General features: G+C 49.6%; 13 protein-coding genes and 3 tRNA genes. 5 read left to right on the top strand and 11 right to left on the bottom strand.

Going from position 1 to position 12,510, the window contains the following annotated elements; translation table 11 throughout:
- Window positions 1-121 precede the first annotated feature (121 nt).
- The 3 genes from larB to ybaK form a co-directional block, all read right to left on the bottom strand.
- The gene (larB, locus tag Q7Q81_RS10575; protein WP_304275996.1) at window positions 122-865 is read right to left on the bottom strand and encodes a nickel pincer cofactor biosynthesis protein LarB; all 744 of its coding nucleotides are present in this window, start codon (window positions 863-865) and stop codon (window positions 122-124) included.
- Between the two features lie 135 nt (window positions 866-1,000).
- Window positions 1,001-2,491 carry a threonine synthase gene (gene thrC, locus Q7Q81_RS10580; RefSeq protein WP_293823999.1) on the bottom strand — a complete coding sequence of 497 codons (1,491 nt, stop codon included), beginning with the start codon at window positions 2,489-2,491 and terminating at the stop codon, window positions 1,001-1,003.
- Between the two features lie 156 nt (window positions 2,492-2,647).
- Complete coding sequence (gene ybaK / locus Q7Q81_RS10585) at window positions 2,648-3,133, bottom strand: Cys-tRNA(Pro) deacylase (protein WP_210684358.1); 486 nt, start codon at window positions 3,131-3,133, stop codon at window positions 2,648-2,650.
- 97 nt (window positions 3,134-3,230) lie between these two features.
- On the opposite strand from ybaK, the gene nadE reads away from it, so the two are divergent.
- The 4 genes from nadE to Q7Q81_RS10605 all read left to right on the top strand — a co-directional run bounded on the left by nadE (window position 3,231) and on the right by Q7Q81_RS10605 (window position 5,481).
- A complete protein-coding gene (nadE, locus tag Q7Q81_RS10590; protein WP_304275997.1) occupies window positions 3,231-5,123 on the top strand; it encodes an NAD(+) synthase in 1,893 nt (630 codons plus the stop codon).
- Between the two features lie 120 nt (window positions 5,124-5,243).
- Window positions 5,244-5,320: transfer RNA gene (locus Q7Q81_RS10595), tRNA-Pro, on the top strand.
- A 1-nt stretch (window position 5,321) separates the two neighbouring features.
- Window positions 5,322-5,395: transfer RNA gene (locus Q7Q81_RS10600), tRNA-Gly, on the top strand.
- Window positions 5,396-5,404: 9 nt separating this feature from the next.
- Window positions 5,405-5,481, top strand: a tRNA-Arg gene (locus Q7Q81_RS10605).
- Window positions 5,482-5,617: 136 nt separating this feature from the next.
- Here Q7Q81_RS10605 and Q7Q81_RS10610 read toward each other — a convergent pair.
- The 7 genes from Q7Q81_RS10610 to Q7Q81_RS10640 are packed head-to-tail and all read right to left on the bottom strand — an operon-like array spanning window position 5,618 to window position 10,590.
- Window positions 5,618-6,043 (bottom strand): hypothetical protein, encoded by a 426-nt coding sequence (locus Q7Q81_RS10610; protein ID WP_304275998.1) that lies wholly within the window; start codon window positions 6,041-6,043, stop codon window positions 5,618-5,620.
- Window positions 6,040-6,627, bottom strand: a complete 588-nt coding sequence (locus Q7Q81_RS10615) for a hypothetical protein (RefSeq protein WP_304276000.1) — start codon at window positions 6,625-6,627, stop codon at window positions 6,040-6,042. The genes Q7Q81_RS10610 and Q7Q81_RS10615 overlap by 4 nt, the downstream gene beginning before the upstream one ends.
- A 4-nt stretch (window positions 6,628-6,631) precedes the next feature.
- Window positions 6,632-7,141 (bottom strand): phage holin family protein, encoded by a 510-nt coding sequence (locus Q7Q81_RS10620; RefSeq protein ID WP_304276002.1) that lies wholly within the window; start codon window positions 7,139-7,141, stop codon window positions 6,632-6,634.
- A 60-nt stretch (window positions 7,142-7,201) separates the two neighbouring features.
- Window positions 7,202-8,518, bottom strand: coding sequence for a hypothetical protein (locus Q7Q81_RS10625; protein WP_304276005.1), 1,317 nt, complete (start codon window positions 8,516-8,518; stop codon window positions 7,202-7,204).
- Between the two features lie 14 nt (window positions 8,519-8,532).
- Window positions 8,533-9,156, bottom strand: a complete 624-nt coding sequence (locus Q7Q81_RS10630) for a hypothetical protein (protein WP_304276008.1) — start codon at window positions 9,154-9,156, stop codon at window positions 8,533-8,535.
- A gap of 8 nt (window positions 9,157-9,164) precedes the next feature.
- On the bottom strand, window positions 9,165-9,986 hold the full coding sequence (locus Q7Q81_RS10635; RefSeq protein WP_304276011.1) for a hypothetical protein: 822 nt from the start codon (window positions 9,984-9,986) through the stop codon (window positions 9,165-9,167).
- A 13-nt stretch (window positions 9,987-9,999) separates the two neighbouring features.
- Complete coding sequence (locus Q7Q81_RS10640; protein ID WP_304276014.1) at window positions 10,000-10,590, bottom strand: hypothetical protein; 591 nt, start codon at window positions 10,588-10,590, stop codon at window positions 10,000-10,002.
- A gap of 51 nt (window positions 10,591-10,641) precedes the next feature.
- Between Q7Q81_RS10640 and Q7Q81_RS10645 the strand changes: the two genes are divergently transcribed.
- Entirely contained in the window at window positions 10,642-11,682 is a 1,041-nt protein-coding gene (locus tag Q7Q81_RS10645; protein WP_304276018.1) for a site-specific integrase, read from the top strand.
- A 149-nt stretch (window positions 11,683-11,831) separates the two neighbouring features.
- Here the strand turns inward: Q7Q81_RS10645 and Q7Q81_RS10650 are convergent, their stop codons facing one another.
- Window positions 11,832-12,413 (bottom strand): DUF4376 domain-containing protein, encoded by a 582-nt coding sequence (locus Q7Q81_RS10650; RefSeq protein WP_304276021.1) that lies wholly within the window; start codon window positions 12,411-12,413, stop codon window positions 11,832-11,834.
- Between the last annotated feature and the right edge of the window lie 97 nt (window positions 12,414-12,510).

A 12,510-nucleotide genomic window follows, 5' to 3' on the forward strand; every position in this document is an offset into this window, starting at 1 on the left:
ACAACCCTCAGTCATCGCCTGCGGCGATGCCAGCTCCCTTGCAGGGAGCATATAAAAGTTTATATCTCCCCTGAAAGGGGAGGTGGATGCGAGCTTTACGAGCAGACGGAAGGGTTGGATCTCACTTGCACGCCAGCCTGTTAATCTGCGTCGCAATAATCCCCGCGCCATAGCCATTATCAATATTCACAACCGAAACGCAGTTAGCGCAGGAATTAATCATCGTCAGCAGCGCACTGAGTCCATGAAAGCTTGCACCGTATCCGACAGAAGTCGGCACCGCAATCACCGGATTACGCACAAGGCCGCCGATAACGCTCGCCAGCGCACCCTCCATACCTGCAGCAGTCACCACACAATTCGCCTGCTGCAGCAAATCAACCTTATCCAAAAGACGGTGAATCCCGCTCACGCCAACATCGTAAAGCCTCTCCACATGCGTCCCGAAAAACTCCGCCGTCTGCGCCGCCTCCTCCGCAACGGGAATATCGGCAGTACCCGCAGTACAAACAACAACACAGCCGCAGCGCACCTTATCCGGGCGCTCCTGCTTCAGCGTCCGCGCCACCGGATCATAAACAATATCAGGCAGCTGCCGCCGCACCAGCTCATACTGCTCCGGCGTTGCCCGCGTGCCGAACACCTCACCCTGCTCCGCCAAAAGACGCTTATAAATATCCGCCAAATACGCGTCAGGCTTACCGCTGCAGTAAACCACCTCCGCAAAGCCAGTACGCTGCTCACGCGAAGTATCAAGACGCGCATAATTTAAATTATCGTACGCCTTACGATTAAAATAGCGCTCCGCCTCAGCCACCGACAGCTTGCCACTACGCACCTGTTCAAGTACACTCCTGGAGTCCACTTTATACCTCCTTTTATGACAAAGACTTAGTCCGCTGTTTGGCAGACTAAGTCTTGCATATATAAATATTAAATTTCTGTTTTATTATAGCGAAAACATACCCGCAACGCAAGTATTCTTCACATCAAGCCACAATTACACCAGGTTCTTCACAACCGCCAGCTCCATCTTGTCCGCAGGAATAACCTCGGAATGGAGCACAGGCAGATTCTCCAACGCCAGCATACGCGGCGGAATCTCCGCGCCGGTATCGGCATGCAGCTTCTGCAGCAGCTCAAAAGGATTGCTTCCCTGCGGCTGAGCATCATCAAGCGCAGCCAACACGCTGTCAGCAAACTTATACGGACTTGCGGTAGACAGCACCACGGTGTAAGTCTCGTCACTCGTCAGGAAGCGATATTTTTCCATTGCGCGCCAAGCAACGGCAGTATGCGTATCCATCAGATAATGATAATCATTGTAGATACGGCCGATAGCCTCCTTCGTTTCCAGCTCATCAACCCAGGCACCGAAGAACTGGCTTTGAATCTGCTTCAGATCATCGCTGTCAATCTCATAATGACCTTCGGTATTCAAACGCTTCATATAATCTGCCACACGCGCAGCATCATGCTCTGTCACACTGTAAAGCAGGCGCTCCAGATTACTGGAAACAAGAATATCCATAGAAGGAGAAACAGTTTTAAAGAACTCACGGCGTCTGTCATAAACACCGGTATTTATAAAATCAGTCAGCACGTTATTGCTGTTGGATGCACAAAGCAGTCTGTCAATCGGCAAGCCCATCAGCTTAGCATAATAGCCTGCCAGAATATCACCGAAGTTGCCGGTAGGAACAACAAAATTAATCGGGTCACCGGCAGTAATCTTACCTGCCTTAACAGCATCTACATAAGCGCTGAAGTAGTAAACAATCTGCGGCACCAGACGGCCCCAGTTAATAGAATTGGCAGAAGAGAAGGTGTAGCCCTTTTTCGCCAGCTCATCACTGAGCGCAGTATTGCCGAAAATTTCCTTCACGCCGCGCTGAGCATCATCAAAGTTACCCTCAATACCGAAAACCTTAACATTTTTGCCTGCCTGGGTAATCATCTGCTGCTTTTGGATATCGCTTACACCCTCACTGGGGTAGAAAACGATAATCTGCGTACCCGGAACATCAGCAAAGCCTTCCAAAGCAGCCTTGCCGGTATCACCGGAGGTAGCAACCAGAATAACAACCTTATTCGTTTCACCGGTCTTTTGCATCGAACGTGTCAAAAGATGCGGTAAAAGCTGCAGTGCCATATCCTTAAAAGCGGAAGTAGGGCCATGCCACAGCTCCAGCACACCGGTGTTATCATTTACCTGTACCAAAGGCACAGGATTATCACCGAATTTTTCCGGCGCATAGGCAGCATTTACACATTCGCGCAGCTCGTCCTCGCTGAAATCAGTAAGATACTGCAGCAGAACATCAACAGCACGCTCCGTATAAGGTTTGCGCTCCATCGCCTTTATATCAACCATACGCATCGCAGGAATATTCTGCGGTACAAACAATCCTCCATCCGCTGCCAAGCCACGGGTTATCGCGTGTGCAGCGGAAAACAAATCAGTTTTCCCTCTTGTACTAACATATAACATATATTCAACCTACTTTCTTCTTTAAATTTTGACATCATACTGCCGTCAGCGTTAATAATACGCCTTCAGGCCAGCACAGTCGTATTTCTTTCAAACACAATTGTGCAAATAGGTTATCAAGACTATAATAGCATATTTCATAGGAAGGAACAAGAGTTACTCTGCAAAAATCAGCGGTGCCACCGTTGCAGCCGTAGCACGCTGCAAATCAGCCGGTGCCGCAATAATCTGCATACCGCGCTGACCAGCACTGATTGCAATCTCCGGCCAGTTATTGCTGGTTTCATCCATATATACAGGATAGTTCTTTTTAGCGCCCAAGGGTGAACAGCCGCCGCGAATATAGCCTGTCAGCGGCAATACCTCCTTCAGATGCACCAGCTCGGCACGCTTATTGCCGCTGGCTCTGGCCAACGCCTTTAAATCAAGCTCGCCGTCACCGGGAATTACGGCAAACATAATGCCGTTCTTGTCACCGCGTACTACCAGTGTTTTGAATACCTGTGATGCAGGCATGCCAACCTCTGCGGCAACATGCACAGCATCCAGATGCTCCTCGTCCACCGGATATTCCATAATACGGTATTCTATCTTCAGTTCGTCCAGACGGCGGGCTGCATTAGTTTTTTTGTTATGTTTCATCAGGAAAAACCCCCTCTAAGCTAGAGAAATTACTTCATCTCTGTTATAATAGCACTATAGTAATGTAAAATGCAAATAAAATTGTGAGGACAATAAATTGAAGCTGAAAATTATCTGCGGACAGCTGGAAATAACTCCCGGCCGTTCTGATGTAAACTATAAGAAAATTATTGACGCTATTGAAAAAGCACGCAGCCTTGAGGCCGATATCCTGCTTCTGCCCGAAATGGCATTGCCGGGTTATCTTATCGGCGACATTTGGGAGCAGCAGACCTTTTTGGATGACTGCGCCTATTATGCCGAAAAGATCGTCACTGCCACCAAAAATATCTGCCTTATCTTCGGCAGCGTTGCCACCGAACCAGGCAAGCTCAACGAGGACGGACGCGTGCGCAAATACAACGCCGCCTTTGCCTGCCAAAACGGTAAGCTGCTCGGCGGTTATCAGGGACGCAGCTTCTTCATCAAGAACTCGCTGCCCAACTACCGCGAATTTGACGACTGCCGTCATTTTTACAGCCTCCAGAAGCTCTGCGCCGAAGAAGGTGCAAGCGTCAGTGAAGCACTGCAGCCTTTGGAAATCGTCATCCGAGGCACAAGCCTGCGTATCGGCGTCATGCTGTGCGAGGACGGCTGGACGGAAAACTATCACCTTAACGTACCGCAAACGTTGGCAGCCAACGGAGCACAGCTTTTATGCAACCTTTCCTGCTCCCCCTACACGTTGGGCAAAAACCGTAAGCGCAACCGCCTTTTCAGTGCGCAGGCACGCACCGCAGGCATTCCGCTCATCTACTGCAACAACGTCGGCATTCAGAACAACGGCAAGAACATCTTCACCTATGACGGCTGCACTTCCGCCTACAACGGTGACGGCAGTCTGGTAGCCTCTGCGCCCATGTATGCCGATACCTTTTTAGAATTCACCTGGGATACAGAAGCGAACCGCATCATTCCCACCTGTCCGCCGGCAGAGCTGCCAAAGGAGCCGGAATCCGTTTACCGCGCCCTACGCTACGGCACCGCCAGATTTTTGCAGCAATGCGGCATCAAACGTATGACCATCGGTCTTTCCGGCGGCATCGACAGCGCCGTAACCGCCGTTATGTATGCAGATATCCTGGGACCGGAAAATATCCTGCTGCTCAACCTGCCTTCACGCTTCAACTCCGCTGCCACGCGCAACAGCGCGCAGCAGCTGGCGCAGGCACTGGGCGCAAACTATGCCGTAATGCCCATCAGCGAAAGCTATGAGCTGACTGTCAAGCAACTGGAAGAAACTCCTATCACCCATCTGGCAGACGGCAGCAGCTTCAATCTGCAACTCAGCGGACTCATCAAAGAAAATATTCAGGCCCGCGACCGCGGCGCACGCGTCATCGCCGCTGCATCAGCAGCCTTCGGCGGCGCCTTCAGCTGCAACTCCAATAAAGCAGAGCTGGCTATCGGATACGCCACCTTCTATGGTGACATCTGCGGCGCTATGGCCATGATCGGTGACCTGTGGAAGCATCAGGTATATGCCTTAGGCCGTTATCTGAACGAAGTAATTTACAAACGCGAGGTAATCCCCGAAGCCATCTTCAATATCCGTCCCAGCGCCGAGCTTTCGGATGCGCAGACAGTAGGCAACGGTGGCGACCCGTTGGTGTATGGTTATCACGATTACCTGCTGCGTGCCTTTATCGAAGACTGGCACAAAACAACTCCGGCAGATATCCTGCGCTGGTACAAGGCAGGCACGCTGGCCGCAGAGCTAGGCTGTACGCAGGAAGCGGTTAACGAAGCCTGCCCCGACGCTGCAGCGCTGATTGCCGATTTAGAGCGCTGGTGGAAGTTATTCGCCGGCTTTGCTGTTGCCAAACGCATTCAGGCACCGCCGATTTTGTCGCTCACCAAACGCGCCTTTGGCTATGACCACCGCGAAGCACAGCTTACGCCCTATTTCTCACGCGAATATTACGAGCTTAAGGAAGAACTGCTGAAATAAACAATCTTTCAGGCAAAAGGAAAATATGATTTCAAATATTTTTCTTCTGCTTTATGATTAACAAAGTATATATTTTCTCTTGACATCTGTTTAATTAAATAGTATAATACCTTTTGTATTCGGGGTGTAGCGCAGTTTGGTAGCGCACCTGCCTTGGGAGCAGGGTGTCGCAGGTTCGAATCCTGCCACTCCGACCATGCGGGTGTAGTTTAGTGGTAAAACCTCAGCCTTCCAAGCTGATGTTGTGGGTTCGATTCCCATCGCCCGCTCCAAGTTAATATGGTTCAGTAGCTCAGTTGGATAGAGCAACGGCCTTCTAAGCCGTGGGTCGGGGGTTCGAATCCCTCCTGGATCACCATGAGAGAAACCCCGCAACCATGCAGGTTGCGGGGTATTTTTGTGTATAAAAATTGGGCTTTTCAGTTGTTGATTTTTGCTGTTTTTTGCCCTGTTTTTGGCTATTTTTTAGGCGCGTTGGCCCCAAATATAAACTATTATTTAAGTGCCGCATACACCACAACACTGCCGGCAACAATCTGCCAGAGCAGGCGCTGGCGTTTAATTTTCTGTGCCCGCAGCTGCTCCTGTTTGAGCGTTGCTGATAAGCTCATCAAGGATGCGTTTTGCTCGTCGATTATCTGCTTGGAGCTGCTCAACGAGCTTTCCGCAGTCGTCAGCTCCTGCCTGAGCTGACTGATTGAGCTCTGCTGCTTGCTCAGCGTACTGCTCTGCGCGTCCAACCGCTCCTGCAGCTGCATCAACCTCAGCTCCTGCCTGTCGGTTAAGGTCCGCAGCTCGATTAATCTGCTCAGCGGCACCGTCACTGTCGCCTCGGCTGCTGAAGCAGGCGTACAGGACAGCTGCTGCGACAGCAGCGCACAGACACACAGCGCCAATACGATATATCCACGTTTTGTCATACATTCAGCAGCCCCCAGTCGATATTGTGCCCTGCAAGATAATTATATGTAGCTCTTGCCCTGTTGGCATAGCCTTGTTTGTAGGCGTTACCGACGGCAGCTGCTACATAATACTCCTCCTCAAAAACAGCAGCCAGGGCAGACAGGTCATCAACGTCATAGCCCCGGTTTTTGCGGTTACGCACAAAAACGCGTACCACGTTTATGCTGGTCGGGCACCACATGCCGGCGTAAATTACGCATTTGCTGTTGCTGATGTACGGCATCAGCGCGTCAACGTAGTCGAGGCAGTCGGCGGCCAATATCTCCAGCTGAGCAGCTCTGCCCTGCTCGCTGTCAAGGACCGCACGCAGCTCCGCCAACTCTTCGGAGTCGACAATGCCGGAGTAGGTACGGCCGATAAATTTACGGCCACCGTCAATCCAGCTCAGGAGGTTATCCCCGCGGCTTCCCTCCCACTGGCTCACGCCCATGCTGGGGTAATTGCCGGCAGTGCTGCAGCTCACGCTGTCATATGCGCCCTCGATGCCGGTGGCGATGATGCCCGCAGCTACCTCATGCGCTAAGAGATGTCTAAGATCCATGTTATCACATCCTTTTTTTCTTAATTGTGTCAATGAGGCCTTGCACAGCCTCTACGCCAGCAGCGTTGAGGTTTTCTACTATACTCAATAATTCTGTTGCAGTTAAGTAGCCGATAATTGTACTCACTGCCCATGCTGGTTTACTAAGCTCCACCATAATAAGGTCTGCTGTGGCCGCTGCCATCACGCAGCATAAATAGACCGCAATTTTACCAAGGAATCTGTGTTTCATCACCTCAGAGGAAATCAGGCCTGCACTACGAGCCGCCTTAATGCCAATAACAGACTGCAAAAATGTCGGCGTTTTGCCCTGCTTAACCAGATAATCATGCGCGATTGCAACCCATTTTGTCAGGCAGTCCAGCACAACCAAGGCAGAAAAAGCATAAAACAGGATTGCATGCTTGTGGAGCAGGATTACCATTATCGCAGCAGCTACAGCCTTATAATTCCAACCTGTATAAAGCGTTTTGCCTGCACCTACCACACTATCAAAAAAAAGTTTATAGTTCATCTTTCAACCTCCTAAAAACTACATAATAAAAGCCGTCCTGTATAAGACGGCTTAAGAACCTTAACTGTATGTTATCAGTTTAACGTTTCCGGCATCAGCGTCGACCTTGTCCAACTTTGCCTTGTCCGCAGCGCTCATAAAACCTGCACTCGATGTTGTTGCATTGCCCGGCTTATCGGTAAGGTCATTATAGTTGCCACTACGTGCAACGGCAGCCAATGCGCTGAGCTGGTTAAAAAACTTTTGCTCCAGTCCATACACAGCCTTATTTTGGATGGCGTTGGTGCTGTCAGCAGCCAACGTGTCATCCACGATGATAGCCGCTGGTATCGTGGGTCGGTCCGACAAATCGTTGTAGCTGCCTGTCTTGGCTACGTTAGCCAGCCCGGTAATCATGGCCGCAGGATGTGATGCAGGATGGACGTAGTTGTTAGCATAATTGGCGATACTATCCAATTTGCTCTTATCAGTGCTGCTCATAAGGCCTGCTGCCGATGATGTAGCATTGCCATAGGTTGTATCACTCATAGGCGGAGTATAGCCTAAAGCAGATGTGACGTTAGCCTTTGTAAGGCTAATCGTACCATAAGATACGCTGATGTTGCTGCCGATTTTTACGCCGCCCAGCACGTTGCCTGTTGCGTAAGGCAAGGTGTACGCCGCCGGAATTGTAGGTGTGTCAGTTAAATCGTTGTAACTGCCACTTGTCGCTACTGTTGCAAGCGCCGATGCGCTTACCTTGCTGCTTACAGCTGTCTGTACAAAAGCTGTTGTCGCTATCTGCGTAGTGTTCGTTCCAGCAGTCGCAGTAGGTGCGGTCGGTGTACCGCTCAGACGTGCCCCACCATTCCAACCGTTTTCGTTGATGTTGCCAACCAAGACGGCGCTTGACTTTTGGCCAGAGGTACATTTGTAAAAGTTCCAGTTCGGGGCATATTCATAGAAATCCACGCTGTCATGCCCGGAATAGCCAAAATCTACAGCGTGATAATAGGTATTCGCGTCGCCTTCGCCCCTAAATTTGCGGCATTGGAAATAGTTGTTTGCGCCCGTTCCTGTTTGGAAATTTGGCGCACTCACACTGCCTGTACACGCCCCACCAGCCAACGGCAAGTAAGCACTCAATGCACTGCTATCAGCCTTGCTGTTAAGCGCAGCGTTTATAACCTTGTTTTGTACCGGGTTAACCGATGTAGATGACAGCTCGCTGTCCACCGTGGCTGATGCAGGTATGGTCGGTTTGTCCGTAAGGTCATTGTAACTACCCGACGTTGCCACCGTAGCAAGGTCACTAGCCTTAACGCATCCATTTGTAAGCGTCTTAACCTTGCTCCACACATGTACAAGGCCGTTAAGGTCAATCATGTTTTCCGCCACTAAATATCACCTCCTTAGTTAAACACAATTTCTACTTTATATTTTTTCCCCACATTAGCAGCGGTAAACATGCTTGATATATTTGACGGTACACGTTGCACAAAGGTATAAAATCCTACTAAACTACCTTGATATGACATTTTGCCTACTGTCAAATTAACAGTTACACCCGTTTCAAGCGGGGTGATGTTAAGGCTGATATTGCGATTACCGCTCGTAACACCATCCTCCTTAAATGCAACGTCAAGCCAACCGCCGTAATAAGACAATATTACCAAGGTTACCGCTCTACCATCATGCGTAACATTACCTGTAACCTCGCCATAATTGCCATTGTTGCGACTATACCCATATTGACCGCTTTGCTGTCCCATGGTCATTACAAAGGCATTCTCGGCTACATCACCCCCGCCGCTCTCATGTTTTGTTGCAACAGCGTATATAATGCCACCGATTTTAACACGCATGCCTGTAGCGTTGGCATCGTCTGTCGCTTTAAGGGCTATATAGCCGTCGGTGTTATCGACTCTTACTCGCAGAGCTTTGTCCCCGGCTTCTGCTGAGGTTGAGTAGATGTTGCAGGCAACAGCCGTGCCGCCTGTTTTTTGTACATATAATTTTTTGCTTAATATGCTCATATCTCCACCTACTCAATCCAAATACTGCCACCGGGAATATTAAGCACGCTGCTGACGGTCAACGTCTGTACCATTGTTGTGCCTGTAAAAGACGCATTGTTGGTAGTAGCAGGAGTATACCCTAGAGCGCTTGTCACGTTGCTTTTGGTAACGCTGATAGTGCCGTTTGACACACTGATGTTACTGCCAACCTTTACGCCGCCAAGTGTGCTACCGCTTGCCGTAGGTAATGTATAGTTGCCACCGCCACCGCTGCCGCCCCCACTAACGCTTATTGTAACATTACCGGAGCCGTCAGGGGTTACACCGTTGACCGACTTGACGTAACCGCTGAGCGCGCTGCTTGTGATATAGCCGCTGTTGTTGGCAAGGTCGCTTGTCCTGGATGGTATCGCCGGCTTGCCGGTCAAATCATCATACGCCCCGCTAAATGCTACGTTTGCAAAATCTGCGGTAGCACTTACGCCCAAATTGGTACGTGCCCCGGCCGTTGTTGTCGCTCCGGTGCCGCCCATCGCAATAGGGACGATACCGCCAGTTGTCGGCAGGTCCCCGCTGCCTGCAACGTTTAAGGCATTGTCAATTTCATCATTTGTTGCTATATCAATATCAAGATTAGATAAAGCCGCAGTAATTGTTTTGTTCTGGACCGGATTTGTGCTGGACTGGGACAGCTCCGAGTCAATAACTACCTTGGGCAGCAGCCCGATCACCGGTCTGCCGTCGGCTCCGGTAGCCTTTACCCCGGCAGCCAGGTCATCGGCGGTGACGGTATCATTGGTCAGGTCGACCAGAGTCTCCCCATTATAAATAATCTTGTTTACCGCCATATGCAGGCCCCCTTTAAGCGATTGTTACGGTTGTGCCGCCGGCAGCATTGTCGGACTCATTGTAAGGGATAGCCTCAATCGTTACCTGTGTAAGATAATTAAAACCCTGTACGCTGTCTGGCAGAATGGTCTGCTGTGTAGTGGACGGTGTAGCCGTCTTGGCCTGCGCTTTGGCACCTTCGGTGCCGCTCATGGTACCGGTAACGCCTAAAATGCTGACGCCGGCACGGATGTTGGTGGCGATAATCTTAGCTTGCTCGGTAGAGCTGATGTCCACCTTGCCGGAACCGTCATGATAACCGATAGGGATGTTGTAGCTGTCGGTTTTTTTGGTAATGGTACCGGTAACGGCGCCGTTGTTTTTCATGGTGCCAATCAGCTTGTTGCCGTTGACGTATGCAGTCTTGCCGGCCAAAATCTCGGCTACGGCTGCGGTAGCATCGCTGGTGTCAGCGTCAAATGTACAGGTACCGGTGATGGGCGCGCCGGACTTGTCGTGCGCCGTGTACGTACTCAGCAGCTTGTCAGCAGTGACGGTATCAGCCGTCAAGTCAATCAATGTTTTGCCGCCATAAACGACCTTGGAAATATTTTTGTCTGCCATGTAAATTACCTCTCTTTCCATCCTATACTCTACGTATAGGAGCTGATAAAAATGAAAAAATTAAAACTGCCAAACGGCTTCGGTTCAATCTCATATTATGGAGAGCATCGCCGTAGACCATACGTTGTCAAGAAATACATCGACGGAAAACAAAAACCTATTGGATACTATGCTACATACGAAGATGCTTTAGCATATCTAATCGCATACAACAAGAATCCATCTTTGTTTAACCCGTCTGAAATAACATTCGGAGAAATTTTTAAGCTGTGGTCAGCAGAACACTACCCGAAGATAGCCAAAAACACCACCGCTAACTACACTGCCGCCTACAAGCACTGCGAACCACTCTACGACAAGAAATTTATTGCGCTAAAAATAAGCGACCTGCAGGATGTTATCCGTGCTATGAGCCGTGCTAAAATCGGCTACGCAAGCCAGAAGAAATGCCGCCAGCTATTACATAACCTATATACCTACGCAGTAAAGTATGAAATCATCTCAGCCAGCGCAGACATAAGCAAATACATCGACATAGACAAGAAAAAGATTGTCTATCCGAAATCGCCATTCAACACACGGCAGCTCAATAGGGTAAAACGCCTTGCTGAAAGCTCAGAACCACTATCACGCTGGGCAAAAGTTGTTGTAATGATGATATATAGCGGAGTGCGTCCATCCGAGATGCTGGCGGTAAAGAAGTGTGATGTTAAGTTAAAACAACGATACTTCATTGTCCGTGAATCTAAGACAGAAGCAGGCGAAAATCGTGCCGTACCAATCAGCCGTAAAGTTCTCCCCTACTTCCAGCAATGGATGCAGGATAATGGGAAAACTCTCATAACCGACGATGCAGGAGAACAGATTTCTTACCACCGATTCCGTACACGCTTTGACAATGTTATGACAGCTACGTCCTGCCACCATACGCCCCACGAATGCCGTCATACCTGCGCAACTTTGTTAGACAACGCAGGAGCTAATGACACAGCCGTCAAGCGTATCCTAGGCCATGCGCTGCAGGGAGTCACCAAGGGCGTGTACACACACAAATCACTGCACGAGCTTAAAAAGGCAATAGACTTGATATGATTTGTTGCTAACCTGTTGCTTGCTATTGCCTTGCCACACACATACATCACGCATTATAGCTACATCTGCGCTGTTGCTATCCTGTTACTCCCCGACAATCATGTCGGGAACATGCTTCAAAGCCGTATGGTTACAGGCTTTGTCCATGTTTAGACATCTAACTTAATGGCCTCGACCTCAGCAACATCACTCGCAGCCTCTACCTTTTCCTTAGCGGCTCTATACGCCACATGCAAGGCGTTTGAGCGATTTGCGACCATTGCGATTACCATACGCAAATCGTTGGCTGTTACCTTAACATCGGCGTTATCTGCCGTAGTCCAATCAATAGATGCATCAGCTCCCTGTACATCTAAGGCGATGATAGCAGCGTTGATACGCTCCCTTGCCTTGCCATCGTAGTCATAGCTGTTGCCGTTATATTCAATTGGCTCAACCTCTTTGCTGTCACGCTCAGCTTTAAGCTCTGCGATTTTGGCAGGCTTTGCAACAGCCAGCAGTTCTGCGTCCGTCGGTGCTGGCTTAGGATATACAACGCCGTCATCAGCGATAAGGTATTCGCCGTTACCGTTGCCAATGAGCTTGTTAAAATCATCGTGGTTAACAATGACATAGCCTTGTTTAAGGTAATCGGCGATTTGAGATTCATCGTATTCGACAGCTAATTTGGTGTCTTTTCTGTTGCCGTTTTCCGGCAGGATAAGGTATTGATTTACTCTTTTATCATTCATAGTTTTTTCCTTTCTACGCCCTATGTTGGGCGGTTTTAGATTTGCAGTGGGGATTAAGTGATAATATGCAAAGCCAAACAATAACGTTTCCCGTTAG

Origin of the sequence: Phascolarctobacterium succinatutens, assembly GCF_958453765.1 — a bacterium.
In the GTDB taxonomy this organism is placed as follows: Bacteria; Bacillota; Negativicutes; order Acidaminococcales; family Acidaminococcaceae; genus Phascolarctobacterium_A; species Phascolarctobacterium_A succinatutens_B.

Bases quoted from the DNA above. Each gene is read 5' to 3' on its own strand.
- thrC (WP_293823999.1), bottom strand. From the start codon at position 2,491: ATGTTATATGTTAGTACAAGAGGGAAAACTGATTTGTTTTCCGCTGCA.
- ybaK (WP_210684358.1), bottom strand. From the start codon at position 3,133: ATGAAACATAACAAAAAAACTAATGCAGCCCGCCGTCTGGACGAACTG.
- Q7Q81_RS10610 (WP_304275998.1), bottom strand. From the start codon at position 6,043: ATGACAAAACGTGGATATATCGTATTGGCGCTGTGTGTCTGTGCGCTG.
- Q7Q81_RS10615 (WP_304276000.1), bottom strand. From the start codon at position 6,627: ATGGATCTTAGACATCTCTTAGCGCATGAGGTAGCTGCGGGCATCATC.
- Q7Q81_RS10620 (WP_304276002.1), bottom strand. From the start codon at position 7,141: ATGAACTATAAACTTTTTTTTGATAGTGTGGTAGGTGCAGGCAAAACG.
- Q7Q81_RS10630 (WP_304276008.1), bottom strand. From the start codon at position 9,156: ATGAGCATATTAAGCAAAAAATTATATGTACAAAAAACAGGCGGCACG.
- Q7Q81_RS10635 (WP_304276011.1), bottom strand. From the start codon at position 9,986: ATGGCGGTAAACAAGATTATTTATAATGGGGAGACTCTGGTCGACCTG.
- Q7Q81_RS10640 (WP_304276014.1), bottom strand. From the start codon at position 10,590: ATGGCAGACAAAAATATTTCCAAGGTCGTTTATGGCGGCAAAACATTG.
- Q7Q81_RS10645 (WP_304276018.1), top strand. From the start codon at position 10,642: ATGAAAAAATTAAAACTGCCAAACGGCTTCGGTTCAATCTCATATTAT.
- Q7Q81_RS10650 (WP_304276021.1), bottom strand. From the start codon at position 12,413: ATGAATGATAAAAGAGTAAATCAATACCTTATCCTGCCGGAAAACGGC.